This is a genomic window from Agrobacterium sp. 719_389 (genome assembly GCF_900188475.1).
GTDB lineage: Bacteria > Pseudomonadota > Alphaproteobacteria > Rhizobiales > Rhizobiaceae > Agrobacterium > Agrobacterium radiobacter.
Window position 1 is genome coordinate 1 of the sequence record NZ_FYEM01000007.1, and the last position, 23,081, is coordinate 23,081.

Below are 23,081 nucleotides of genomic sequence, written 5' to 3' on the forward strand. Positions count from 1 at the left end.
CATGGACTGGGCCTCGTTCCTCAGGCACCACAATCTGGTTCACTCGATGAGCCGACGCGGCAACTGCCATGACAATGCGGTGGCCGAGAGCTTCTTCAATCTTCTGAAGCGAGAGCGGATACGGCGCAAAGTCTACCGTTCACGCGATGAAGCACGCCAGGACGTGTTCGACTACATCGAAATGTTCTACAACCCGAAACGCAAACACGTCAGGAACGGGATGCTGTCGCCCGTCGAGTTCGAGAAGCAGCAGAAAATCTAACCCGAGGGTGTCTACGAAACTCGGGGCTATTCAGAATGTTGCCACGCGTAAAAAGATTTGCTTGAGAATTGAGCCATATATACCCTCGATGATCAGCGAGGCACGATCTGCTGCTTCGGCTAAACGTTGTCGAAGCGCTCGACATATAGATGATATGGTCCTCGTCTCCGGCTTGAGTTGAATGGGGGTGTCGATGCCGTAAGACGTGCCCATGGCATCGAACTCGAAACGAAAGTTAGCAACTCAGCACCCGTAGCCTTGAGTCAGAGCTTGCGCGTGCCAAGCCATTTCACCATTGCAGGATCGCGATGATCGAAGAAGCTGCTGGCCTTCTGGTCAAGCGAACCGATCGCAGCGACGTCTTCCTGATCCAGTTCGAAGTCAAAGACCGAAAAGTTCTCGGCCATCCGTTCTTTGCGCACCGACTTCGGGATGGCGACGATGTGGCGTTGGATCAGCCACCGGAGCACGACCTGCGCGACGCTTTTCCCATGCTTCTTGCCGATCGACTGCAAGAGCCCGTTCGTGAACAGCCCATTCTTTCCCTCCGCGAAAGGCCCCCATGCTTCGGGTTGAACGGCGTATTCCTGAAGCAGCTTCTGCGCGTCTTCCTGGTGATGGAACGGGTGGATTTCGATCTGATTGACCGCGGGAACGATCTCGTTGTGAAGCACGAAATCCAGCAAGCGGTCGGGATAGAAGTTGCTGACGCCGATCGCGCGGATGCGACCGGCCTTATACAGCTCTTCCATCGCACGCCAAGCGCCATAGACATCACCAAAAGGCTGGTGGATGAGCCAGAGGTCCAGATAGTCGAGCTGCAACTTGTTCAGGGAACGTTCGAAAGCGGCCTTCGCGCCCTCGTATGTCGCGTCCTCAATCCAGAGCTTGGTCGTGACAAACAGATCGCTTCGATCAATGCCGTGGTTGCGGATCGCGGTGCCGACGGATTCTTCATTGCCATATGACGTTGCTGTGTCGAGCAGACGATAGCCGACATCGATCGCGTCATGGACGCTGCGCTCGCACTCGGCAGGATCGGGCACCTGGAAGACGCCGAAGCCAAGTATCGGCATCTCGATCCCGTTGTTCAGGGTGACTGTGGGAACGGTTCTGGTCATGTCATTTCCTCTTATCCAAAGGCGAGCGCCCGCGCGCCCCGCCTGTTTCACTTTCCGACACGCGCCTGAAGATGCGCGGGGTATCTGTCGCCGACGATGTCAATCGTCGCGAGTGCATCCGCGATCTCGGAAGCGTCGCTGGCGGCGAGCTCTACGGTAGCAGCGCCGAGGTTTTCTTGCAGGCGATGCAGTTTGGTGGTGCCGGGGATCGGAACGATCCATTCCTTTTGAGCCAGCAGCCAGGCAAGCGCGATCTGGGCGGGCGTGACGCCTTTCGCCTCGGCTATCTGTGTCAGAGCCGCCACGAGCGCCTGGTTGGCTTTGAGTGCTTCCGCCTGGAACCGTGGAACGATGCTGCGGAAGTCGCCAGGGCCAAAGGTGGCGGTCGCGTCAATCTTGCCCGTGAGGAATCCTTTGCCGAGCGGGCTGAAAGGCACGAAGCCGATGCCGAGTTCATCGAGCGTCGGAATGATCTCGTTCTCGGGTTCGCGCCAGAACAGGGAATATTCGCTCTGAAGCGCCGTCACCGGTTGCACGGCATGCGCCTTGCGGATGGTCTGAGCGCCAGCTTCCGACAACCCGAAATGCCTGACCTTGCCCTCGGCGATCAGGTCCTTGACGGTTCCGGCGACATCCTCGATCGGAACGATCGGATCGACGCGATGCTGGTACAGGAGGTCGATGACTTCGGTCCGGAGCCGCTTCAGCGACCCCTCAACCGACTGGCGGATGTAGTCGGGTCGGCTGTTCATATGCTGACCAGCGTCCGGGCTCGGAAGCTCGAACCCGAACTTGGTAGCGATGACGACCTTGTCCCGGATCGGTTCGAGAGCCTCGCCGACAAGTTCCTCGTTCGTGAACGGCCCGTAGACCTGAGCGGTATCAAAGAAGGTGACGCCACGATCATGGGCGGCGCGGATGAGCTTTACCGCATCCCTGGTGTCAGTCGCGGCTCCATAGCCGTGGCTGAGCCCCATGCATCCGAGGCCAAGAGCGGATACTTCCAAAGTTCCGAGTGTTCGCTTTTGCATTGTCGTTCTCCTTGATCAGGCCACGCATCTGGTTGGCGCGGCTTTTCTTCGGACGGAGCCTGCCGCCGGGCGGTAGGATCAGGATGATCGCGAGGATCGCCGTCTTGTCTGACGGCGAGGCTGTCATGTTTCCGTCAGGCATTGCAGCCCCGTTGACATCCTTGGCTTGGACCGTCCTGCACGGCGAAGCTGAATTGTGATGATGGAAAGATAGCTCTTGCCCACCATGCTGATTAGGGGCAGTAATCAGGATGAAGCTATAAGGATAACTAATGAATGCCGCAGGAGAATTTCAACGATCTGCTCGCTTTCGTAATGGTCGCACGCGAGGAAAGTTTCACTCGCGCCGCTTTGAAGCTTGGCGTCTCGCAGTCAGCCCTTAGCCAGACTGTCCGTGGTCTTGAAGAGCGGCTCGGCATTCGGCTGCTGACGCGGACGACGCGACGGGTATCCCCAACGGCTGCGGGTGAACGCCTTCTTCAGACAGCGGGACCCAGGTTCGAAGAAATTCAGGCGGAACTCGAGGCGCTCAGCGAGATGCGGGACAAGCCGGCTGGAACGGTCCGGATTACGGCAGGCGAGCATGCTGCGATCTCGGTCCTTGCTCCGGCGCTCGAAAAATTCCTGCCCGAAAATCCGGATGTCAACGTCGAGATCACCGTGGACTACGGCCTCACCGATATTGTCGCAGAACGTTACGACGCGGGCGTCCGGCTCGGTGAGCAACTGGCGAAAGACATGATCGCCGTGAAAATCGGCCCGGAAATGCGTATGGCGGTTGTGGGAGCGCCTTCCTATTTCCAGCAGCACCCGTGGCCCGATATTCCGCAGGACCTGACGGCGCACAATTGCATCCAGATCCGGATGCCGACCTATGGCAACATCCTTGCATGGGAGTTCGAGAAGGATGGACATGAACTCAAGGTCCGGGTCGAAGGCCAGATGGTATTCAACAATATTGCAATGCGTCTTGATGCAGTGAGACGGGGCCTCGGTCTCGCCTATATGCCTGAAGACCTCGTGGAAGACGATATTGCGCAAGGCAAACTCATCCGTGTCCTTGAGGACTGGTGCATGCCGTTTGCGGGTTACCACCTCTATTTTCCTAACCGGCGGCACGCTTCTCCGGCATTTGCCCTGGTCGTGGACGCTCTACGGTATCGCAGGTAAAGTGGTTATCAACCGTTCGTGATTAATAAGTGCGGCTAATATCCTCAATCGGAAATAGGTATCTAATCAACAGAATGCTGCTCGCGTAGCCTTCTTCCAACTTCATGTTGCAAGGCAAGGTGTATCGAGCATGTTCTCCAGAACTCTTTCAGCCATCGCGTTTTCCGCTCTCAGTCTGTCTTCAGGTGCGGTCTATGCCCAACCCGCCTCCAAGGCGGAGCCGCTTGTCGTGGAGGAGCAGGGCAGCTTCGCGGTTGGCGGCACGGTGTCGGCCACGCCCGGAACCTACAACAACAACGCTCCGACCGCCGAGGGCCAGACCCTTCACGGCGATCACGCCTACGTTTTCTATCAGGTGCCCGAGAAGCCGAAGCCGCTGCCGATCGTCATGCTCCACGGAGCCTTTCAGTCGGGACGTTCCTGGGAGACCACGCCGGACGGCCGAGAAGGTTTCCAGAACATCTTCTTGCGCCGCGGGTATCCCGTCTATCTGGTGGATCAGCCGCGTCGTGGCCGCGCGGGCAACAGCACCGTGGCGACAACGATCGAGCCGACGCCATACGACCAGCTATTCTTTGACCAGTTCAGGATTGGCAAATGGCCGGACTATTTCGACAACGTCCAGTTCTCGCGTGACCCCGAAACGCTGAACCAGTTCTTCCGTTCGGTTACGCCCAACACAGGGCCGTTCGATGCAAACATGATCTCGAACGCCATGTCGGCCCTGTTCGCAAGGACCGGACCGGGAATCCTGTTCACACATTCTCAGGCGGGCGGACCGGGCTGGTTGACGGCGATCAAGAACCCGAACGTCAAAGGTATCGTGGCGCTCGAGCCGGGCAGCGGTTTTATCTTCCCTGAAGGCGAGGTCCCCGCCGACATGCCGAGCGCCGCCGGTACGCTCAAGGCCGAGGCAGTTCCCGCCGCGGACTTCGAAAAGCTCACCAAGCTGCCGATCGTCGTTTACTACGGCGACAATTTCCCGATCGAACCGACCAAGGAACGCGGACAGGACAACTGGCGTGTCCGCCTGGCAATGGCGAAGCTCTGGGTCGACACCATCAACAAGCACGGCGGTGACGCGACGCTCGTGCACTTGCCGGATATCGGCATCAAGGGCGGCACCCACTTCCTGATGTCGGACCTGAACAACGTCGAGATCGCCGACCAAATCTCGAAATTCCTCGCCGACAAGAAGCTGGACTGAACCACCGATCCGTTCGCGTGAAACGGCCGTTCGCGCATTCCCAATCAGACAAGGAACCTGACGATGGCGAACGAAATCATCAACAGAAAGAGACGCGAGTTTCTAGGAGCATCGGCTCTCGTCATCTCCGGTGCAATGTTAGGAGTGGCAACCATGACGACCACCCAGGCTGTCGCAGCCAACTACAGGCAGAACCCTTTCACGCTTGTCTATGACGGCGCGATTACCAAGAACGAATCCGGCAAGGTGAATATCCACCCGGTGACGTACAAGCTGAACGGCCTCGATATCGTCGCCAACATTTATACTCCGGCCAATTATGACCCGACCAAGAAATACCCTGCGATCGTGCTTGCACATCCCAACGGCGGTGTGAAGGAGCAGACGACGGGCCTCTATGCCCAGCATCTGGCGGAGCGGGGCTTCATTACTATCACGGCTGATGCCGCCTATCAGGGTGGAAGCGGTGGTGCGCCGCGCAGCGTCGACAAGCCTCAACATCGCGTCGAAGATATCCACGGGATGGCGGATTTCATCAGCCGCTTCCCCGGCGTCGACACGACGCGACTTGGCTTATTCGGCATCTGTGGCGGTGGCGGCTATTCGCTGGCGGCCGCAAAGACCGACAAGCGCTTCAAGGCCGTGGCGACGCTCAGCATGTTCAATTCGGGCCGTGTCCGCCGCAACGGCTTCCAGGACAGCCAAATGGCCACGATCCAGCAGCGCCTGCAACAGGCTTCGGCCGCCCGCGCACAGGAAGCGGCCGGCGGCAAGGTCCTCTATTCCGGAGATGCCGATCTGACGGATGCACAGATCGAAGCGCTTCCCTTCGACCTCTATCGGCAGGGTTACCACTACTACTGGCGTACCCACGCCCATCCCGGTTCGACCTTCAGGTACACGACGAGCAGCCTTATGGACCTGATGCGTTGGGACGCGACGGACGAGATCGCGCTCATCGACGTGCCGCTTCTGATGATTGCGGGCAGCGAAGCCGACACCCTCTATATGACCGAGGATGCGTTCTCCAAGGCCACGGGCACCAACGACAAGGAACTGTTCAAGATCGAAGGCGCCAAGCACATCGAGACCTATTGGGTTCCCGAATATGTCGAGGCGGCTCTGTCCAGACTGAAGCCGTTCTTCGACCGTTACCTCGCTTCTGCGTGACGGTTCTCAGAAGCGCCAGGCGCCTTCTGCCCCATCATCGTCAGAAGCCGGTGGACTGAATTATCGAGAGGAAATCAACTTGAAGAAACTCATGTCGGGAATTCTCAGCGCAGCCGTCGTCTTTGGAGCCGGAGTGGAGACAATCATGGCACAGGAACCAGCATCGAACCTCGAAAGCGCTCGTTCGCGAACTCAGCAACTGATGGGCGATATCGCACCCAAGCTGGCGGAACTGACGGATGACGTCCTTTACGCGGATGTGTGGGAGCGGCCGCAGCTTTCTCAACGAGACCGCAGCCTGGTGACGGTCGCGGCGCTGATCGCCCTCAACCGTCCTGACCAGCTCCGTTCACATCTCGTTCGCGCCAAGACCAACGGCCTGACCGAAGAGCAGCTCGTCGAGACCATCACGCATATGGCGTTCTATTCCGGCTGGCCGAGCGCTGTGTCGGCGGTGGCGATCGCCAAGGATGTCTTCGCAGAGAAATAGATCACGGTCGAGCCCGCGCGGTCTCTATCATCACAGGTATCCCATGAACATGAAGACCCTTATGACTATTGCCATGTCACTGGGCGCGTCCACTGCTTTCGCCGAACCCGACAAGCGCGTGACGGTGACCCGAGCCGGCAGCCAATCATCGACGACTGGTCCGTCGACCAACTTTACCGGAGCCGTCCGGGTTGATTCCCGCTTTTCCGCGACTGCCCCGGCTACGGTCGGTGGGGGCACGGTGACCTTCGAGCCCGGCGCGCGCACTGCCTGGCACACCCATCCTCTTGGCCAGACCCTGATCGTCACGGCAGGCGTTGGCCTCGTCCAGCATTGGGACGGGGAAGTGCAGGAAATCCGCCCGGGTGACATCGCCTGGATACCGCCAGGCGTGAAGCACTGGCACGGCGCAACGGCGACCACCGGAATGTCGCATATCGCGATTTCCGAGGTACTGGACGGCAAGTCGGTCGAGTGGATGGAACACGTTTCCGACGAACAATACGCGCGGTGACCTCTGGTCCCACGTCGATCGAAGAGGTTTCTATGAAGAAAATAATCGGTGGCATAGGTGGTGCGGCTTTGTCTGGACTGATGGTCCTCTTGGTTGGGCTGCAAGTCCACGCTGAACCGACGCGTGCTACGATGCCTGACATCGACAAGCTTGTTCACTACACGACCGTCGAGCGGGGCGAGGTGACCGAGCACATCATGACGACCCGTGAGGCGATCGAGGCGGTCAAGCGCGGAGAGCCTATTCCAAACGGCACCCATGTAGCGCTCGTCGATTACCGCGACGGCAAGGTCTTCCGCTACTTTATCATGGAAAAGGGTGAGGGCTGGGGACAGGACTACGACGAGAACCGACGCACGGCCGACTGGCAGTTTCAGTGGTTCAAGCCTGATGGCACGATCAACACGGAAGAGAACACCGCGCGCTGCCAGAGGTGCCACACGTCACGCTCGGACAGGGACTTTCTCTACACCTATAACGACATGCGCCGGTTCGAGTTTGAATGAGCAGAATCTTCCGTATACGCCTGTTGCTGGACCTCTTGGCGGTTGTCCTGATCATCGCGTGCCTTGCCTATTGGTGGCTCGACAACCTGTCACACGAGCTGTTCGGGACGGTGCTGTTTGCGCTCGTCATCGTCCATAACGTGTTCAACAGACGCTGGTACGGCGGCGTGGCGAAGCGGAAGATGGATGCTGCCCGCTTCGTGAACCTGTTGACGATCGCCTGCCTCGCCATAGGTATGACGGTGATGTTCATCACGAGCCTTCTGATTTCCCGGAACATTTTCCCATTTATGGCAATCGATGGCGCCTTTGCTGTGCGGGAGATGCACATGTTCGCCGCATACTGGGTCCTGCTGATCGTCGCGATACATCTGGGGACGCGATGGCAGGTGGTGATGAATGTCGGCCGAGACCTGTTCGGCATTTCGGACCCGAACATCTACCGCACGGCGGCCTTGCGGCTAATGGCGTTGGTCATCGCCGCGTGGGGTTTGAAAAGCTGCTCCGAAATGGCGTTAGGGACAAAGCTGATGCTGCAGTATTCGCTGGATATGTGGGATTTCAACGAATCGTCACTGGGGTTCTTTCTCAATTATGGAGCCATCGTCGGCATGTTCGCATGCGGGACACATTATGGGCTCAGATTTGCTCGGCGACCAGAGCGACGTAAGTCACAAGGTTTGCTTTGACGCGAATGCCGCCTCGTTGATCGGTTATTATTTCTGGAAGGCGGCGGGTAGCGGGTTATGACTGGAGTGACGACATGTTAGCCCGATTTCGTCTTGATCGATGTGTGGCCTGTCTCGCGCGAGGGCCGCGCCTGCAGCACCTGTCCCGCTAGCGCGTCGAACTCAGGCGCTTGGGTCGGCGCTCTGGTTAAAGTCCTTGCGTCCATGGCCCTGAAGTCGTCAACTCGCGAGTTCCGCGCGTTGAGTTCTCGGTTCTGGCGATGCTGAAGACTGAAAATCCTGAGCTTGGATTTGATGAATTGCAGGATCTACGAGCCTCCGGCGTGCGCTTGGGGCGGTTCGGTCGCGATAGTGGCCGGCGGTATGGGCAATTCCGGAACGCTGTTCTCCGGTTCCAGCCTCGCCATCGCTTCCTCCGGCTCGCTTCTCAACGACGGCGGCAGCCTGTTCGCCAAAAGCGATGTCGTCATCGATGCGCGCAGCAGCTTTACCAACCGTTCAGGCCTTGTCTCAGGCGATAATATTTCCATCCGTGCTGCCTCGATCGTCAACGAAACGCTGAAGAGCCGCGACATCACCGCCAACGGCTTCACCGACCGGGGGGGGCCGGCAGGGGTTCAATCTTCTCGATCTGATCTTCACGCCGGCCTACGCGGCGTCGGGATGCGTGCTGTACGACACAAACGGCAAGGAGATCGCCGAGCTGACGGCAACCGAGCGTGAAGCCTGCGTGCAGATGCTGGCGATGATGATGGAGGAATTCACCGAGAAGTATACGACCGGCAAGGCGGGCAAGGGCGAGTTGCCCGTCACCACCGTCAAGGATATTGCGGCGTAGCTGCGCAAGGTGGGCTCGGACGAGTTCCTTATGGGCACTTTCCAGGCGATGGGCCTGAGCGCCAGCACCGTGCGTAGCATACTAACGCGGCTTGCGCTGGGTGAGGAAGGCTAAAGGGAATTCGAGGCCGTGCTCGCGCCGCTCAAGGCAGCCGGCACGTTGAGCAAGGAGGCGGGCGAGCGTGCGATCACGCTATACCACGATACTGAGGACTATCATCCTGCGCGCCATGATAACACATTGGCGGTGGAATCCTCCGACTCCGAGGACTTCAGGCTTCGACAGGTTCGCTAACGTCGTCCAGAAGAAAGTGCACGATCACATAACGCGTCGTGTATTTCTGACCGCTATCGGAGACGCTTTCAACGCTGCCGCCATCGGAGGGATGCCATTTCTGATAATGGGGATTGTTGGTTATCAGCGTGATCGCCTTGCCCGCGAAGCTGCCGTTCAGCCGATAGCGAGCCTCTGCTAAGCTCCAGATCTTCTCAAAATCCTCCTGGCTGATCCGGACTTTCAAGGCTTTTCTGGAGGTTGCTTTTCCAGGTGAACCATCGTCGCCTGCCGCCGGTGGAACATTCAGGTCAACCTCTTCCGCACCATCAAGCAGAAAGGCAAATTCGTCTGGCCACATCCGTCTCACGTATCGCTCCTCCCAAAGCTTACCCACCCACAGCAAAATCATGATAGCGCGTCCGCCGCGAGAGGCAATGGCGGAAATGTACCTGCGTTTCGAATGCCCGGAACTTGAAATTGGCCGGGAGATCGTGCTTGTTCACGATTAGCAGGGCACGTTTGCGTCCACCGTCAGTTGAGAACTGCATCGAGGAGTAAGGCATGAAGAAGCTCATCAACGATCCAGCCACCGTTGTGCGGGATATGCTTGAAGGGGTGGTGGCGCTTAGCCCCGCGACGGTCCTGCTAGCAGATGAGAATGTTGTGATCCGGTCTGGTCTTCCGGAAACGGAAAAGCGGAAGGTGGCGGTCCTGTCGGGTGGAGGCAGTGGACACGAGCCAGCCCATGCCGGCTATGTCGGTGCGGGCATGTTGACCGTTGCGGTGGCAGGCGATGTCTTCACTTCGCCCAGTACCGATGCGGTTCTTGCCGGTATAAAGGCTGCAGCCGGCCCCGCCGGCGCTCTGGTTATCGTCAAGAATTATACGGGCGACCGGCTGAATTTCGGATTGGCGGCCGAGCTGGCAAGGGCTGAAGGAATTCCGGTCGAGATCGTGGTCGTTGCCGATGACGTCGCGCTGAAGGACACGGTTCCGGCGGATCGCCGCCGAGGTATTGCGGGTACGGTACTGGTTCACAAGGTCGCAGGCGCTGCCGCGGAGCAGGGACTTCCCCTTCAGGCGGTGGCCCGGATCGCGCAGGAAGCCGCAGAAAAATTGTCCTCCATGGGAGTATCGCTGGGCTCCTGCACCCTCCCTGCTGTCGGCAGGCCGGGCTTCGTCCTTGGCGACGCTGAAATAGAGGTCGGGCTTGGAATTCATGGCGAGCAGGGTGTACGACGGATGCCTGTCGCATCGGCGGACGAGCTTGTGAAGCTGCTGCTTGAAACGGTCGAAGCCGATGGCAGGCTGAAGAGCGGAGACCGGGTGGCGCTCCTGGTCAACGGGCTGGGATCAACGCCGCCAATGGAACTTGCGGTCGTGGCGCGATCAGCGGTCGCACGCCTGGAAGCGAAGGGCGTCGTGGTCGAGCGGGCCTGGGCCGGCACTTTCCTCTCCGCTCTCGACATGCCGGGCTTTTCACTATCGGTCATGCATGTGGACGATGCAAGGCTGAGCCTCATGGATGCGCCAACCGATGCCGGTGCATGGCCGCGCGGCGGTGCGGTGAACCGCGAGCGGGTCCTGCCTTCGGCAGGCGTCGAGAAGAGCGTGACTGCGGAAAACAGGATGACGGCAGCCGGTGAGCGATTGCGTGCCGCCGCAGAGCTGGTTGCCGGAGCCCTGATCGCCGCGGAGCCCAAATTGACACAGCTGGACAGTGTTACGGGCGACGGTGACCTCGGAACAAGCATGGTGCGGGGCGCCGAAGCAATCCTGGCGCTGCCCATGGAGAGCTTCGCAGATGTCTCCGGTGGATTGATGGCGATGGCAAACGCGATGCGCAAGGCGATCGGCGGAAGCTCTGGCCCCTTTTACGCCACGGGCCTGATGCGCGCCTCGCGCCATCTTGCCGGCATCGAAAAGCCGACGGCCCAGCAGATGGCGGAAGCATTCGTTGCCGCCGTTGCCGCGGTTTCTGAACTCGGTGGTGCGAAGCCGGGGGACCGCACGATGATAGATGCGCTTCATCCGGCGGCAGGAACCTTCCGGGATAAACTCGCAGGCGGAGCTTCGGCCGCGGAAGCCTGGCGATCCGCGGTGGCGGCAGGCGTCGCCGGCGCCGAGGCGACGGCGTCGATGAAGCCGCGGCTCGGGCGCGCGAGCTATCTTGGCGAGCGGGCGGTCGGACATCTCGATGCGGGAGCGGTCGCCGTCAGTGTGTGGCTTGAAGCAATCAGGAACGATGAGCGCTGACGGGCCGCTGGCCGGCGCAGGCATGCCGTCGCCCGACGCCCGTGAATATATTGCGCCGGCTCCGGCGGCCTTCGAGCTCAGATACGCCGTGCCTTGATCGTGTTCATGACGAAGCTGGTCTCGATGGTGTCGACGCATTTCAGCTTGGCAATCTTGTCCTTGATGAAGCGCTCGTAATCCTCCAGCCCACCGCACATGACCTTGAGCATATAGTCCCGCGGACCCGTGACGAGGTGACATTCGAGAACCTCGTCCCAGTCAAGAACGGCCGCCTCGAACATGCGGATTTCGTCATCGTGCTGACGGCTGAGGCGGATGGAGGCAAGGGCGGTCATGGTCCATCCCTCGATTGCCGGATCGATGATCGCGGAATATCCTTTGATCGCGCCTATCTCTTCCAGGCGTCGAAGCCGTCGCAGGCACGCCGATGCCGAAAGTCCGACCCGCTCGGCAAGTTCGTTGTTGGTGATCCGCGCATCGGCAGACAGTTCCTTTAGTATCCTGCTGTCGATTGGGTCTGCAATTTTCTGCGACATAAATGACCATTCTCCGCAATATATTGCTTAATGAGACAGCTCGACGCTTCAGAATGCAAGATATTTTGGTTTCACTGCGTGTAATCTGCAGGTAATTCAACGCCAGCTGAGGTATCATCGGAAATGACCGCGCCGCATCCATCCAAAACCCATATCGGCAACCACGCTCTCCATCCTGAAACCCAGATGCTCAATTATGGGTATGATCCGGAATTGTCGGAGGGCGCCGTAAAGCCTCCCGTGTTCCTGACATCGACCTTCGTCTTCAAATCGGCAGAAGACGGGCGCGACTTCTTCGACTACGTCTCCGGGCGCAAGGAGCCGCCGGAGGGCAGGGGCGCGGGCCTCGTCTATTCGCGTTTCAACCACCCGAACAGCGAGATTGTCGAGGATCGCCTTGCCGTTTATGAACGGACTGAGAGTTGCGCGCTCTTTTCCTCCGGCATGTCCGCCATTTCGACAACGCTTTTCGCCTTCGTCCGGCCGGGCGATACCGTGCTCCATTCCCAGCCCCTGTATGGCGGTACGGAGACGCTGCTGGCTAAGACCTTCCATAATTTCGGCGTCTCGGCAGTGGGTTTCGCCGACGGTGTCAGCGAGACCTCGGTGATGGCAGCCGCAGAAGAAGCGATGGCGAAAGGCAGGGTGTCGGTCATCCTCATCGAGACCCCCGCCAATCCGACAAACAGCATTGTCGACGTCGCGATGATAAGCCGGGTTGCCGATGTCATCGGCGAAAAGCAGGGGCACAGGCCGATCATCGCCTGCGACAATACGCTTCTTGGGCCCGTGTTCCAGCGGCCCATCGAGCATGGCGCCGATATCTCGCTCTATTCACTGACGAAGTATGTTGGCGGGCACTCCGACCTCATCGCCGGCGCAGCGCTCGGCCGCAAGGATGTCATGAAGCAGGTGAAGGCATTGCGTGGAGCAATCGGCACGCAGCTCGATCCGCACTCATGCTGGATGCTTGGACGTTCCCTTGAGACGCTGCAAATCCGGATGGAGCGGGCGAACAGCAACGCCAGGGTCGTGGCGGAATTCCTGAACGCGCATCCCAAGGTCGAAAAAATCCATTACCTGCCGTTCAGCGATCCGGGATCCGCGGTTGGCAAGGTGTTTGCCGCACAATGCTCCGGTGCGGGATCGACCTTCTCGTTCGACATCGTCGGCGGGCAGGCTGCCTCTTTCAAATTCCTCAATGCGCTCAACATATTCAAACTCGCGGTAAGCCTCGGCGGTACGGAGTCTCTTGCTTCTCACCCCGCGGCGATGACGCATTCGGGTGTTCCTGCCGATGTCCGCCAGCGCATCGGTGTGCTGGATTCCACGATCCGGCTGTCAATCGGCATCGAACATCCCGATGATCTTGTCGCCGACCTGACCCTTGCCCTTGATCAGGCCTGACGACAGGTCGCGGACAATCTGTAACCACGCGCGCCAGCGGCTATAGAGGTTGTCCTGTGCAGGTGGATCGATGTATCTGGGGGGAACTTCACTAGACCTGCAGGCACATGGAAACGTCGCTTTATCTGCCCATCAAGGGCTTTCTCGAAAAGGCGGGTTACACCGTCAAGGGCGAAGTTGGCGGTTGCGACCTCGTCGGCTTGAGCGATGACGATCCGCCTGTTGTCGTGATTTGCGAGTTGAAACTGAGCTTCAACCTGGAACTCATCTTGCAGGCTGTCGATCGCGCAGCCATTGCGGACGAGGTCTGGATCGCGGCTCGGGTTTCAGCCAGGGGCAAAGGCCGCGAGGCCGACAGACGTTACCGCGATCTTTGCCGCAGGCTCGGGATCGGCATGCTCGGCATCTCCGATACCGGTGAGGTCAGCGTGATCGTTGGTTCCATATCACCGATGCCGCGAACCAATCCGAAACGGCGGTCGCGGCTGATGCGCGAACACCAGAGGCGACGCGGCGATCCGACGGCAGGCGGCAGCACGCGCGCGCCGATCATGACCGCGTACCGCCAGCAGGCGCTCGGCTGTGCCCTGGCGCTGGCATCAGGGCCGATGCGGGTGCGTGAAGTCAGATCCAGCGTACCTGATGCCGGGAAGATCCTGCTTTCGAATGTTTACGGCTGGTTCGAACGGCAGGACCGAGGAGTCTATGGTTTGACCCAGGCCGGCCGTGAAGCACTACAGCGATGGCCGCAGCAGGATACGCCGGCAACTGACACTGTTACCGGCTGATTTTTTTCAGCAATGGAGGCTCGCGCCGCCACAGGATGCGGCCGGCCACACGGCCGGCTCCACATCACTGCTTTGCTGCGATTGCTTCCTTTACCGCCAGCTCCGCCATGGCCAGTGCAGCATCGCGGGTTTTGGCCGCAGCCACAAACCGGCCGTTATGGCAGAAGGTCGCGCCTTCGACGCCACAAACCGCTTCGAGATCTTTGTCCGTCAGGCCGGCCCAAGCTGCCGGCAGGTCGGCACGCAGCTCAAAGCCCTCATCCGCGCGGCGGATACCGGTCAGACACCAGTCGCTGTTGCGCGGGTGAACGACAAAGAGCAGATGGTCGGCGCCTGCCTTCATGATGGCGGGTCGAAACGGCATTCCTACCGGCAGTTCCAGAATATGTCCCTCACCGGCATCCACGATAGCCCGGTTCACAAGCGCTTCGGCCCGCAATTTTGCAGCGCTGTTGGCAATCTTTGCCTCCACGAAGCTGCGGGCAACGGCCAGCGCCGCGTGGAAATTGCGATTATCCGCTTCGGGATCGGTCTCGTCGAAAACAGGTTTCAGAGTTTCCAGCAGGACGGGCAGGGTCAGCCCAGCGAGCGGTCCGGCGATGGAGGGGCTGAGCGCACCATTGTCGACCAGATCGACCGGCAGCACGAAGCTGGTATCGAAAGAGGTGTGAATGGCTTCGATATGGTCTTCAGGAACGCCGGAGGCGGCAAGATAGTCGCGGCCGAAATGCTTCCAGATCAGGCCGAACGAGCTATAGGGCTGACCGTCGTCCCGTAGTGGCGCGCCGCGCTGGTGGTGATCAAATATTCCCTCCGATGGGTCATAAGCGCCACCGACGTCGTAGATGATGCGGTTCGCGCCGGGCGTAATCCATTCGGACGCCCTGCTGCGGATGAGGCGGGCCTGCGGGAAAAGCCGGGTGAGCACGACGCTGGATAGGAGTTCGTCGGCGTGGAAGCCACCGGAATGGGTGACGAGGAAGTCCGGGATCATGTCAGGATGCGCCTTGTTGCTTGCGGAATATCCGCCGGGATTTGATGCCCCTGATATCCTTTGCCGGACGTCACCTCAACCCGCTATTGCTGTCCATGACGTCGAGCACGCTTATCCCGTTTCAGGAGGAGCCGATTTGAGCCTTCGGCAGGCGCGGCGATGAGATTGCCAGGGGCAAAGCTGTCACAACGACAGGCACGATCAGTGCGGACCATGCTGCCCCATAACCAAAATGATCGACCAGAAGGCCGAATATGTAGGGGCCGATCGCCATGGCCCCCAAACAGATCGTGGAAGCGAAGGCAATTGTCGATGCTATCGAACCCTTCGGCGCACTTTCGGCGATCTGCAGAAGGTAAAGTGGAAACCATCCGATCCCGAATATTCCGAGCACGGAAAGCACGAAGAGGACAATGGCCGGGGCAGTACCGATGGGGAGCGCCGCGAGGATTGCGGCAGCGCCTGCGGCGATGACGGATACCAGGCCGAACGATTGGGCGCGCAGTCCGGGCCGGAAGCGGTCGCTGAGCCATGGCAGCAGAATCCGGCCGGGAATGCCGGCAAGCTGCGTCGCGGCAAACATGGACGATGCGGCAAAGAGGCCAAACCCCAGCCCATCCGCCATGAAGCCGATAACGTGTGCGGTGAGGGTGAATTGAAATGCCGACATGGCGATACCGAGCCGCAATACGGGCCAGAAGCCCGAATTCTGCCCGACCTCGCGGATAAGTTTCGCCAGGGGAAGAGGGCGCTCGGTTTTTGCGGCAACATCGCCTCCTTCGCGATAGAGGCCCCAGAAGAGTACGGCGCCCAGAATGGAAACTCCGGCGCAAAGCCATGCCGCCGCGTGCCACCCGTAACGGACCGCCATGAACGGCAGGAGGGCGGTTGCGATCATGGTCCCGAATGGAACTGCGGCCTGCCGAAACCCTGTTGCTATGCCGCGTTTGGCAGGCGGGAACCAGCGCATGATCGCCCGCGTGCCTCCCGGCTGGACGGCAGCATAGGTGCCGCCGAGAAACGCGATGCAAACAAGCAGCGCCGGCAGGCTGTTGGCGAATGCCGCCGCACAGGCCATTGCGAGCGCCATGCCGAGCATGGCAATGCCGACGATGCGACGCTCACCGTGAATGTCGATGGCGCGGCCGAGCGTGAACATCGTCACGATCTGAACGCCGTTCATGACGGTCACGGCCAGTGAAGCGGATGCAAGGGAAATACCGAATGCTTCCCGCCAGAAGGGCACGAGAATGTAAATTCCCTGCGATACGAACGAGCCGGCGGTCTGCGTTGCGACTGCCACGGCAAGGACTGCCCAGATCCGGCTGTCGGTGGCGGGTGCGGGCGAGGAAATCTGTGACGACACGAAAAGCTCCTATCATGGGTTTTCGTGCAATAGCGCTCGCGACAACCTGATAGAATTAGGGGCTTGCGCATTTCAGCGATAACAGCTTGTTATGCAAAACATGCGCTCATTGGATCCCGAGGCCGTCGAGGCTTTTCTTCTTGTTGCCGAATTGCAGTCGTTCACACGGGTTGCAGGCGTGATGAACACATCACAGGCCGCTATCTCCCTGCGCCTGCGCCGGCTTGAGGACATGCTGGGGCATCGCCTCGTCGAACGGACGCCGCGCCGGGTGCGTTTGACGACGGCCGGCGAACGCTTTCTGGAGCCCGCGCGTGCTTATGTCGCGGCCGGCCGCCGTGCGCTTGATGTCTTTGGGCAGGAGCCGACCCGTCTGGCGATTGGTTTCACGCATCATTTGATCGGGGCCGACCTGCCTCGGATACTTCGCGTGATCAGCGAGCGCGAAACGAGCGTTACGCTTCACCTGCGCACGGCCGGTACGAGGACCCTGCTTGAACTCTATGATGCCGGTGAGCTCGACGCGATCGTCGTGTTGCGGCATGACGATATCCGCCGGGATGGCGAGCTGCTGTTTCAGGAAAGCTTCGGCTGGTATTGCAGCGCGGATTTTGATCTGCCTTCGAACGCGCCGGTGCCGCTGGTGCTGCAACCCGAACCCTGCAATTTGCGGGCCATGGCCCTTCGGGCGCTGGAGGCGGCGGACATCGCCTGGCGCGAGGTGTTCGTCGGGACAGGCGCAACGGCGGTTGGAGCTGCTGCGGAAGCCGGGATCGGCGTCGCATTGCTGGCGCGAAGTGTTGCGCCTGCCGGTTTGCGGGAGATGAGGGACGGCCTGCTTCCACAACTCGCAAAGCTGGATGTGGTGATGATTTCCGCGATCACGGGCGATCACGCGAACGCGGTGCTGAGACGGATCACGCGGGCATTTCAGTCGCCTCGAACCTGAAATGCTATTTTCGAATTTCGAACGAGACCACAATAAGGCAGCCTGAGATCACAGCGCCTGTATCCAATCGTGACCCGGGTGAAGGCGGGCGAGGCAGTCTTTGAGCCATTGGCGTTCCGAAAGAGGTAACCCTGGCTGGGCTCTTGCGAAGTCTTCCTCGTCCTTGGTGCGTCTGTGCTTCGCCTTGAACAGAAGCACGGCGGAGGGACTAAGGTAAGGGATGCCGTTGGCGGTCAGCGACACCATTTCGATACGGGGTCGCGTCATTTCCGGATCTCTCTTGTAAACCCAGGTGTCGTTCGTTCCCGGCTCGATCATCATATCGGCGCGCCAGCATCCGGCAGCGCGATCGAAGCACCAGATCTGGAAAATCTCGGGAGCCGGATCCCGATCCGCCGGCAGCGGTTCGATAACGCCATCGTTGACGGTGTAGAACGCCATGTCACCCAGCTTCCGGCGAAAGATGCCTACATCTTCGCGCAGCACCGTGAATTCAAGATCATCGTGCTCGCGTGTCTTGCTTCCCTGCCACAGGTCGAGAGCCCAACCGCCAACAACGCACCATGGCCTCGACACGCCATCCAGTCGCCGGGACAATTCGGCGGGGCTCCAAGCGTCCCAGGCGTCCTGGTCCGGTATAGGCGGGTGATCATTCATGATATATGGTCGCTTTCATTCAATTCTCGTGCTGTCGCCCTGTTTCCTGATGGCGTCAAGCCCCGCGTTTCAGCAGCCCGGCCAGAAGCTTAAGCGCTTCCGTGAGATCGTCGAACGACGGGCCGCCGAGGCAGAGGCGAATACCGCTCGCCTGATCATCAGGGTTCACCAGCATGGCTTTCGGAGGGGTCAGCTTGATGCGCATTGCCGCAGCGGCGAATGCAAAGCGATTGGCGTCGTCGTGCTCCATTGGCAGCCAGACATTATATGCATCGGGATGTGAGCCAAGCTGGTTCGTGCCGAGCAGGGAAACGGCCAGATTGGAGCGCCGTTGGGCCTCGTGGCGCAGATCGCGCTGAATTGAAGAGATGATGCCGGAGGTCAGCCAGTCCTCAACCATTGCGCAGGAGAGGGCGGATGGGGCCATCGGCATGTCCTGCAGAAGGTCTTCGGCGGTGTCATGCAGCCCGGCCGGTAAAGCAAGGACGCCGATCTGCAAGCCGGGGCCAAGGGATTTGGAGAGCCCGTTCACATGAAACGAGATTTCAGGAGCCAATGACGCCAGCGGCGGCAAGGCTTCCGCGGATGCCGCATAAACACCGTCCTCGATGATCCACACGCCCGCCCGGCGGCAAATATCCGCAATGATCTGCCGCCGCGCCGCGCCCATGGTGACGGTTGTTGGATTATGCAGGGTCGGCGTCAGATAGATCGCTTTGCAATCATTCGGTGGGGTGCCATCCAGCGCCGCCGCCAGTGCTTCCGGCACCATGCCTTCGGCATCGATTTCGACGCCCTGCATCCGGTATCCTTTCCGCCGGGCCAGCGCGATGGCGCCGGGATAGGTGATCCGTTCAGTCAGGAGCAGGCCCTTGGGGCCACAGGCGAGATCGAAGGCCAGGGCCAGCGCCTGACGGGCGCCGCTCGTCAGCACCAGATGCGAGGGATCGATCGTCAGACCCTGCGTTTCGAGCCAGCGGGCCAGAACGCGGCGGTGTTCCAGATGTCCCGCGGGCGGGGCATAAAGATTGATATGATCCGCGTCGATCCTGCGCGCGATCCCCGTCAGGGTCTTTGCGAGAATGCGGGCATTGAGCGTGGCCGGCGGCGCATTGGACGAGAGGTCGATTTGCTGGTCGTTATGCGCTTCCTGGATTGCCACGAATGTTCCCCGGCCCTTGACGCTGCGTGTCAGCCCGCGCCGTTCAAGAACGGAATAGGCTTTTGTCACCGTGCCAAGGCCCACCCCCAGTTTCCACGCGAGATCGCGATGGGCGGGCAGGCGGTCACCGCCTGTCAGCCGCCCCTCGATGATGTCGTCGGCAAGGGCAAGCACCAGTCGTTCTGCGGCATTCGCCTCAATGTCTGCAAGACGGGGGGTCCAGGGAGATTGCAGCAGCACGTTCATACCTTCGATAAAAGTGTCACGTTACACTATTTCAATAAACAGCAAGTGTAACATGGGCTATGACGAGGCTGATTGATATCCACACTTTGCGGCGGCCGGCCTGCCATCCTGCCGGCGCGCTTAGAGGATCAAATGTTCAGCCATGTAACCGTCGGAACGCGTGATCTCGAGCGGGCGGAACGCTTTTATGACGCCGTGCTTGCTCCGCTCGGCCTGAAGCGGCGAACCGTGAGCCCCGATGGCGGGCCTGCGGCGCTTTGCTGGGCGAGAGCGCAATCCCCGTTGCCACGCTTTTATGTCTATCAGCCTTTCAACGGCGAACCGGCAACGGTTGGCAACGGCGGCATGGTTGCCTTTCTGGCGCCGTCGGCAGAGGCGGTGAGTGTGGCTTATGCCGGCGGCCTTGATCATGGCGGCATGGGCGAAGGAGCGCCCGGGCCGCGTCCGCATTATGGCGAGGGCTATTTCGGCGCCTATCTGCGTGATCCTGACGGCAACAAGGTCCACATCGTGCATCGCGGAGACCTCCGGCAATAGTGCTTGGAAAATCTGTCCTGTTTCCGGAGAAAGTCAGAATGATCGCCAGCCAGATCGCCCTCGTTTACGGCACCTATATCGTCGCCACCGCCAGCCCGGGCCCGAGCAACATGGCGATCATGGGAACGGCGATGCGCGACGGCCGTCTGCCCGCCCTTGTCTTGACCGCCGGTGTCATCACCGGCTCGCTGTTCTGGGCGACCCTGGCGGCGACGGGCATGTCGGCCGCGCTGGCCGCCTATGCCCAGGCGCTTTTCGTCATCAAGATATTCGGCGGTGTTTACCTGCTGTATCTGGCTTTTCGAGCTGGCAGGTCGGCCATGAAGCCGGTCTCCGACTTTGCGGGTGTGGATACCGGGCGCGCGACGCCGCGCTATCGGGCGCTCTACCGGCAGGGTCTTCTCATGCATATCGGAAACCCGAAGGCCATCATGGCCTGGATAGCGATCATGTCGCTGGGGTTTCGCGAGGACGCGCCTGCGGGCATGTTGCCGGCAATCATTGGCGGCTGCGCCATTCTCGGCGTTATCGTGTTCGGCAGCTATGCACTTCTCTTTTCCACCGCCTCGATGATTGCGCTCTATACCAGATTGCGGCGCTGGATCGAATCCGTGCTTTCTATGGTATTTGCCGCCGCCGGGCTGAAATTGCTTCTCTGGCAGAACTGACAGCCCCACCATCCGCGTTGCCGATTAATCCCAACTGAAAGAGCCATGTCATGAGTTTTGCTATCCATATGATCGATGTATTCGGCTCCGGGCCGCTTTCCGGCAATCCGCTGGCGGTCGTCATCGGTGCTGATGCCTTATCGACGGATGAAATGCAGCTGATGACGCGGTGGTTCAACCTTTCCGAAACCACCTTCCTGCTACGGCCCACCCACCCGCAGGCTGATTACCGGGTCAGGATATTCTCGCTGGACAGGGAGTTGCCCTTTGCCGGGCATCCCACACTGGGCAGCTGCCATGCCTGGCTCTCCGCCAATGGCATGCCCGGGCAAGAAACGGCGATTGTTCAGGAATGCGGCGCCGGGCTGGTCACGATCCGGCGCTCGCATGGACGGCTTTCTTTTGCAGCTCCGCCGCTTATCCGTTCCGGAGCGCCGACGCCCGCCGAGCTGGAGGATGCGCGGCAGTTTTTGGGGATCGAGGCTTGCGACATCATCGATGCGGCATGGATCGATAATGGTCCCGGCTGGCTGGGGATCAGGATGGCGTCCGCCGAAAAGGTGCTTGGCATCACCCCGGCCCGCAGCTGGCCCCATCACATCGATATCGGCGTGGTTGGGCCCCATGCGAAAGGCGGCGAGACCGCCTTTGAGGTTCGCGCTTTCTTCAACGATCATCTGGGCACCATCGTTGAAGACCCCGTCACCGGAAGCCTCAACGCCTCATTGGCGCAATGGCTGTTCGCAACGGGTGTGGTTGGCGAAGACTATGTCGCGGCGCAGGGAACGCGCCTTGGCCGCCATGGCCGTATCTACCTTACCCGCGATGATGCCGGCAAGATATGGGTTGGCGGCGAAACGCGCACGCATGTCGAAGGCCGTTTACTCGGCCTTTGAAAGACAGATGAAAACGAGGTGACTTTGATGAATAGCAGTGTTTACCGCCCTATTTCCGAACGTGTATTGGCAGACGATTGGGGGCGGCTGACGAAGTATGAATATGAACTTCAGCTGCGGGACGGAAGCTGGCAACGGCAGACCCGGGAGGCATATGATCGCGGCAACGGTGCGACATGCCTGTTGTACAATCCGGCCAGCGACAACGTCCTGCTGACCCGCCAGTTCCGGTTGCCCGTTCTCCTGAATGGCGGCCTGGAATCCCTGATCGAGACACCGGCGGGGCTGCTGGAAGGCGCAGACCCGGCGACGCGAATGCGTGCGGAACTGATTGAGGAAACCGGTTATGAGGTTTCCGAACTTACGCATCTTTTCGATATCTATATGAGCCCCGGATCGGTCACGGAATATCTCGCCTTTTTCTATGGCGAATATGCCGAGAAACATAAGGTTGGAGCAGGTGGCGGTTCAGCGGACGAGGGCGAAGATATCGATGTTCTGGAAATCGCCTTGCCCGAGGCGATGGGGATGATCACCCGCGGCGATATTCGCGATGCCAAGACGATCATTCTGCTCCAGCATCTCGCTATCAGGCTTTTGCAGGAAAAGGCCACGGCGCGCTGATCTTCAGTTCCGGATTTATCTATCCGGGACAGGTGCCGATCATCTTCTCATGGTTTGCCGGCAACAATGCTTCCGGCCCGGCGCGTCAGCGCCGGATCAACCCGATCATCGTTTTTGAAATTTCAAAAATACGAAGGAGTTTCAGCATGGATATTGCGCCGCTCAGCCCCGTGCATGCACCCACCGCATCGGCAACAGGCACCCTGAAAATGCTGGTACGCTACAAAGCCTGGGCGAACGGGTTGACGTTCAGAAGCGTGATGGAGCTGCCGGAAGGTGAAGCCCTTCGGCAGAGGCCGACGCAGTTCGGAAACATGGTGCATACGCTGAACCACGTTTATGTGGTGGATGATATTTTCAGGCACCATCTACAAGGAAAGAAACACAGCTACACCGCCCGCAACACCGACCATACGCCCGCTATTGGCGAATTATGGGAAGCCGTTCAGGAAATGGACCGCTGGTATGTCGATATGGTCGACACCTGGTCGGACGGGGATCTCGCGAAAGCCGTTCATTTCGAATTTGTCGGAGGAGGAGAAGGCGTCATGACCCGCGCGCAGATCGTGCTGCATATCGTCAATCATGGCGCCTATCACCGCGGCTTTGTCGGCGACATGATGTATCAGGTGCCTTTTACGCCGCCGTCAAACGATCTTCCCGTCTTCATCAGGGATCATTATCGCGGCGTTTACTGAGCGCTTGCGCAGCGTTTTATGCC

27 protein-coding genes are annotated in these 23,081 nt (G+C 59.8%); 19 read left to right on the plus strand and 8 right to left on the minus strand.

Annotation, left to right across the window (positions count from 1 at the left end):
• On the plus strand, positions 1 to 262 hold a 262-nt coding region (locus CFB10_RS13800), incomplete at its 5' end, for an IS3 family transposase (protein ID WP_035213811.1).
• Positions 263 to 525: 263 nt separating this feature from the next.
• On the opposite strand, the gene CFB10_RS13805 is transcribed toward CFB10_RS13800, so the two are convergent.
• Entirely contained in the window at positions 526 to 1,383 is an 858-nt protein-coding gene (locus CFB10_RS13805; protein ID WP_020010116.1) for an aldo/keto reductase, read from the minus strand.
• A gap of 47 nt (positions 1,384 to 1,430) precedes the next feature.
• A complete protein-coding gene (locus CFB10_RS13810) occupies positions 1,431 to 2,414 on the minus strand; it encodes an aldo/keto reductase (RefSeq protein ID WP_026363587.1) in 984 nt (327 codons plus the stop codon).
• A gap of 276 nt (positions 2,415 to 2,690) precedes the next feature.
• On the opposite strand from CFB10_RS13810, the gene CFB10_RS13820 reads away from it, so the two are divergent.
• The 9 genes from CFB10_RS13820 (at position 2,691) to CFB10_RS24045 (ending at position 8,998) form a co-directional block, all read left to right on the plus strand.
• Entirely contained in the window at positions 2,691 to 3,584 is an 894-nt protein-coding gene (locus CFB10_RS13820; RefSeq protein WP_020010119.1) for a LysR family transcriptional regulator, read from the plus strand.
• Positions 3,585 to 3,714: 130 nt separating this feature from the next.
• Entirely contained in the window at positions 3,715 to 4,791 is a 1,077-nt protein-coding gene (locus CFB10_RS13825) for an alpha/beta fold hydrolase (RefSeq protein ID WP_020010120.1), read from the plus strand.
• A gap of 153 nt (positions 4,792 to 4,944) precedes the next feature.
• Positions 4,945 to 5,961 (plus strand): alpha/beta hydrolase, encoded by a 1,017-nt coding sequence (locus tag CFB10_RS13830; protein ID WP_020010121.1) that lies wholly within the window; start codon positions 4,945 to 4,947, stop codon positions 5,959 to 5,961.
• A gap of 145 nt (positions 5,962 to 6,106) precedes the next feature.
• The gene (locus tag CFB10_RS13835; protein ID WP_244559872.1) at positions 6,107 to 6,451 is read left to right on the plus strand and encodes a carboxymuconolactone decarboxylase family protein; all 345 of its coding nucleotides are present in this window, start codon (positions 6,107 to 6,109) and stop codon (positions 6,449 to 6,451) included.
• A gap of 43 nt (positions 6,452 to 6,494) precedes the next feature.
• Complete coding sequence (locus CFB10_RS13840) at positions 6,495 to 6,965, plus strand: cupin domain-containing protein (RefSeq protein ID WP_020010123.1); 471 nt, start codon at positions 6,495 to 6,497, stop codon at positions 6,963 to 6,965.
• Positions 6,966 to 6,997: 32 nt separating this feature from the next.
• Positions 6,998 to 7,471 (plus strand): cytochrome P460 family protein, encoded by a 474-nt coding sequence (locus CFB10_RS13845; protein ID WP_020010124.1) that lies wholly within the window; start codon positions 6,998 to 7,000, stop codon positions 7,469 to 7,471.
• Positions 7,468 to 8,160 carry a DUF4405 domain-containing protein gene (locus CFB10_RS13850; RefSeq protein ID WP_020010125.1) on the plus strand — a complete coding sequence of 231 codons (693 nt, stop codon included), beginning with the start codon at positions 7,468 to 7,470 and terminating at the stop codon, positions 8,158 to 8,160. Before CFB10_RS13845 ends, CFB10_RS13850 begins: the two co-directional genes overlap by 4 nt.
• Positions 8,161 to 8,454: 294 nt before the next feature.
• On the plus strand, positions 8,455 to 8,883 hold the full coding sequence (locus tag CFB10_RS13855) for a hypothetical protein (protein ID WP_026363591.1): 429 nt from the start codon (positions 8,455 to 8,457) through the stop codon (positions 8,881 to 8,883).
• Positions 8,828 to 8,998, plus strand: a complete 171-nt coding sequence (locus CFB10_RS24045) for a hypothetical protein (protein WP_155844709.1) — start codon at positions 8,828 to 8,830, stop codon at positions 8,996 to 8,998. Before CFB10_RS13855 ends, CFB10_RS24045 begins: the two co-directional genes overlap by 56 nt.
• Before the next feature lie 271 nt (positions 8,999 to 9,269).
• On the opposite strand, the gene CFB10_RS13860 is transcribed toward CFB10_RS24045, so the two are convergent.
• The gene (locus tag CFB10_RS13860) at positions 9,270 to 9,632 is read right to left on the minus strand and encodes a hypothetical protein (RefSeq protein WP_020010129.1); all 363 of its coding nucleotides are present in this window, start codon (positions 9,630 to 9,632) and stop codon (positions 9,270 to 9,272) included.
• A 203-nt stretch (positions 9,633 to 9,835) separates the two neighbouring features.
• Here CFB10_RS13860 and CFB10_RS13865 point away from each other — a divergent pair, with 203 nt between their 5' ends.
• Positions 9,836 to 11,530, plus strand: a complete 1,695-nt coding sequence (locus CFB10_RS13865; protein ID WP_020010130.1) for a dihydroxyacetone kinase family protein — start codon at positions 9,836 to 9,838, stop codon at positions 11,528 to 11,530.
• Positions 11,531 to 11,607: 77 nt separating this feature from the next.
• On the opposite strand, the gene CFB10_RS13870 is transcribed toward CFB10_RS13865, so the two are convergent.
• A complete protein-coding gene (locus tag CFB10_RS13870) occupies positions 11,608 to 12,066 on the minus strand; it encodes an Lrp/AsnC family transcriptional regulator (RefSeq protein WP_003504223.1) in 459 nt (152 codons plus the stop codon).
• Positions 12,067 to 12,189: 123 nt separating this feature from the next.
• Here CFB10_RS13870 and CFB10_RS13875 point away from each other — a divergent pair, with 123 nt between their 5' ends.
• Together CFB10_RS13875 and CFB10_RS13880 are read left to right on the plus strand one after the other, a co-directional pair.
• Positions 12,190 to 13,473, plus strand: a complete 1,284-nt coding sequence (locus CFB10_RS13875; RefSeq protein WP_020010131.1) for a cystathionine gamma-synthase family protein — start codon at positions 12,190 to 12,192, stop codon at positions 13,471 to 13,473.
• Between the two features lie 107 nt (positions 13,474 to 13,580).
• Positions 13,581 to 14,261 (plus strand): DUF2161 domain-containing phosphodiesterase, encoded by a 681-nt coding sequence (locus CFB10_RS13880; protein ID WP_003504227.1) that lies wholly within the window; start codon positions 13,581 to 13,583, stop codon positions 14,259 to 14,261.
• 64 nt (positions 14,262 to 14,325) lie between these two features.
• Here the strand turns inward: CFB10_RS13880 and CFB10_RS13885 are convergent, their stop codons facing one another.
• Together CFB10_RS13885 and CFB10_RS13890 are read right to left on the minus strand one after the other, a co-directional pair.
• Positions 14,326 to 15,255, minus strand: a complete 930-nt coding sequence (locus tag CFB10_RS13885; RefSeq protein WP_020010132.1) for an MYG1 family protein — start codon at positions 15,253 to 15,255, stop codon at positions 14,326 to 14,328.
• Positions 15,256 to 15,376: 121 nt separating this feature from the next.
• A complete protein-coding gene (locus CFB10_RS13890; RefSeq protein ID WP_020010133.1) occupies positions 15,377 to 16,621 on the minus strand; it encodes an MFS transporter in 1,245 nt (414 codons plus the stop codon).
• A 91-nt stretch (positions 16,622 to 16,712) separates the two neighbouring features.
• Here CFB10_RS13890 and CFB10_RS13895 point away from each other — a divergent pair, with 91 nt between their 5' ends.
• Entirely contained in the window at positions 16,713 to 17,570 is an 858-nt protein-coding gene (locus CFB10_RS13895; protein WP_020010134.1) for a LysR family transcriptional regulator, read from the plus strand.
• A gap of 48 nt (positions 17,571 to 17,618) precedes the next feature.
• On the opposite strand, the gene CFB10_RS13900 is transcribed toward CFB10_RS13895, so the two are convergent.
• Together CFB10_RS13900 and CFB10_RS13905 are read right to left on the minus strand one after the other, a co-directional pair.
• A complete protein-coding gene (locus CFB10_RS13900) occupies positions 17,619 to 18,227 on the minus strand; it encodes a nucleotidyltransferase domain-containing protein (protein WP_020010135.1) in 609 nt (202 codons plus the stop codon).
• A 55-nt stretch (positions 18,228 to 18,282) separates the two neighbouring features.
• Complete coding sequence (locus tag CFB10_RS13905) at positions 18,283 to 19,635, minus strand: PLP-dependent aminotransferase family protein (protein WP_020010136.1); 1,353 nt, start codon at positions 19,633 to 19,635, stop codon at positions 18,283 to 18,285.
• A gap of 132 nt (positions 19,636 to 19,767) precedes the next feature.
• Between CFB10_RS13905 and CFB10_RS13910 the strand changes: the two genes are divergently transcribed.
• From CFB10_RS13910 to CFB10_RS13930, 5 genes are all read left to right on the plus strand, one after another.
• Positions 19,768 to 20,172, plus strand: a complete 405-nt coding sequence (locus CFB10_RS13910) for a VOC family protein (RefSeq protein WP_020010137.1) — start codon at positions 19,768 to 19,770, stop codon at positions 20,170 to 20,172.
• 38 nt (positions 20,173 to 20,210) lie between these two features.
• Positions 20,211 to 20,840 carry a LysE family translocator gene (locus CFB10_RS13915; RefSeq protein ID WP_020010138.1) on the plus strand — a complete coding sequence of 210 codons (630 nt, stop codon included), beginning with the start codon at positions 20,211 to 20,213 and terminating at the stop codon, positions 20,838 to 20,840.
• Between the two features lie 50 nt (positions 20,841 to 20,890).
• Complete coding sequence (locus CFB10_RS13920) at positions 20,891 to 21,736, plus strand: PhzF family phenazine biosynthesis protein (RefSeq protein WP_026363593.1); 846 nt, start codon at positions 20,891 to 20,893, stop codon at positions 21,734 to 21,736.
• Between the two features lie 27 nt (positions 21,737 to 21,763).
• On the plus strand, positions 21,764 to 22,360 hold the full coding sequence (locus tag CFB10_RS13925) for an NUDIX domain-containing protein (RefSeq protein ID WP_026363594.1): 597 nt from the start codon (positions 21,764 to 21,766) through the stop codon (positions 22,358 to 22,360).
• A 146-nt stretch (positions 22,361 to 22,506) separates the two neighbouring features.
• On the plus strand, positions 22,507 to 23,058 hold the full coding sequence (locus tag CFB10_RS13930) for a DinB family protein (RefSeq protein ID WP_026363595.1): 552 nt from the start codon (positions 22,507 to 22,509) through the stop codon (positions 23,056 to 23,058).
• Positions 23,059 to 23,081 lie beyond the last annotated feature (23 nt).

What these genes read in the sequence shown, in the direction of transcription:
- CFB10_RS13805 (WP_020010116.1), bottom strand. Translation starts at nt 1,383, where the DNA reads ATGACCAGAACCGTTCCCACAGTCACCCTGAACAACGGGATCGAGATG.
- CFB10_RS13810 (WP_026363587.1), bottom strand. Translation starts at nt 2,414, where the DNA reads ATGCAAAAGCGAACACTCGGAACTTTGGAAGTATCCGCTCTTGGCCTC.
- CFB10_RS13820 (WP_020010119.1), top strand. Translation starts at nt 2,691, where the DNA reads ATGCCGCAGGAGAATTTCAACGATCTGCTCGCTTTCGTAATGGTCGCA.
- CFB10_RS13825 (WP_020010120.1), top strand. Translation starts at nt 3,715, where the DNA reads ATGTTCTCCAGAACTCTTTCAGCCATCGCGTTTTCCGCTCTCAGTCTG.
- CFB10_RS13830 (WP_020010121.1), top strand. Translation starts at nt 4,945, where the DNA reads ATGACGACCACCCAGGCTGTCGCAGCCAACTACAGGCAGAACCCTTTC.
- CFB10_RS13835 (WP_244559872.1), top strand. Translation starts at nt 6,107, where the DNA reads ATGGCACAGGAACCAGCATCGAACCTCGAAAGCGCTCGTTCGCGAACT.
- CFB10_RS13840 (WP_020010123.1), top strand. Translation starts at nt 6,495, where the DNA reads ATGAACATGAAGACCCTTATGACTATTGCCATGTCACTGGGCGCGTCC.
- CFB10_RS13845 (WP_020010124.1), top strand. Translation starts at nt 6,998, where the DNA reads ATGAAGAAAATAATCGGTGGCATAGGTGGTGCGGCTTTGTCTGGACTG.
- CFB10_RS13850 (WP_020010125.1), top strand. Translation starts at nt 7,468, where the DNA reads ATGAGCAGAATCTTCCGTATACGCCTGTTGCTGGACCTCTTGGCGGTT.
- CFB10_RS13855 (WP_026363591.1), top strand. Translation starts at nt 8,455, where the DNA reads ATGAATTGCAGGATCTACGAGCCTCCGGCGTGCGCTTGGGGCGGTTCG.
- CFB10_RS13860 (WP_020010129.1), bottom strand. Translation starts at nt 9,632, where the DNA reads ATGTGGCCAGACGAATTTGCCTTTCTGCTTGATGGTGCGGAAGAGGTT.
- CFB10_RS13865 (WP_020010130.1), top strand. Translation starts at nt 9,836, where the DNA reads ATGAAGAAGCTCATCAACGATCCAGCCACCGTTGTGCGGGATATGCTT.
- CFB10_RS13870 (WP_003504223.1), bottom strand. Translation starts at nt 12,066, where the DNA reads ATGTCGCAGAAAATTGCAGACCCAATCGACAGCAGGATACTAAAGGAA.
- CFB10_RS13875 (WP_020010131.1), top strand. Translation starts at nt 12,190, where the DNA reads ATGACCGCGCCGCATCCATCCAAAACCCATATCGGCAACCACGCTCTC.
- CFB10_RS13880 (WP_003504227.1), top strand. Translation starts at nt 13,581, where the DNA reads ATGGAAACGTCGCTTTATCTGCCCATCAAGGGCTTTCTCGAAAAGGCG.
- CFB10_RS13885 (WP_020010132.1), bottom strand. Translation starts at nt 15,255, where the DNA reads ATGATCCCGGACTTCCTCGTCACCCATTCCGGTGGCTTCCACGCCGAC.
- CFB10_RS13895 (WP_020010134.1), top strand. Translation starts at nt 16,713, where the DNA reads ATGCAAAACATGCGCTCATTGGATCCCGAGGCCGTCGAGGCTTTTCTT.
- CFB10_RS13900 (WP_020010135.1), bottom strand. Translation starts at nt 18,227, where the DNA reads ATGAATGATCACCCGCCTATACCGGACCAGGACGCCTGGGACGCTTGG.
- CFB10_RS13905 (WP_020010136.1), bottom strand. Translation starts at nt 19,635, where the DNA reads ATGAACGTGCTGCTGCAATCTCCCTGGACCCCCCGTCTTGCAGACATT.
- CFB10_RS13910 (WP_020010137.1), top strand. Translation starts at nt 19,768, where the DNA reads ATGTTCAGCCATGTAACCGTCGGAACGCGTGATCTCGAGCGGGCGGAA.
- CFB10_RS13915 (WP_020010138.1), top strand. Translation starts at nt 20,211, where the DNA reads ATGATCGCCAGCCAGATCGCCCTCGTTTACGGCACCTATATCGTCGCC.
- CFB10_RS13920 (WP_026363593.1), top strand. Translation starts at nt 20,891, where the DNA reads ATGAGTTTTGCTATCCATATGATCGATGTATTCGGCTCCGGGCCGCTT.
- CFB10_RS13925 (WP_026363594.1), top strand. Translation starts at nt 21,764, where the DNA reads ATGAATAGCAGTGTTTACCGCCCTATTTCCGAACGTGTATTGGCAGAC.
- CFB10_RS13930 (WP_026363595.1), top strand. Translation starts at nt 22,507, where the DNA reads ATGGATATTGCGCCGCTCAGCCCCGTGCATGCACCCACCGCATCGGCA.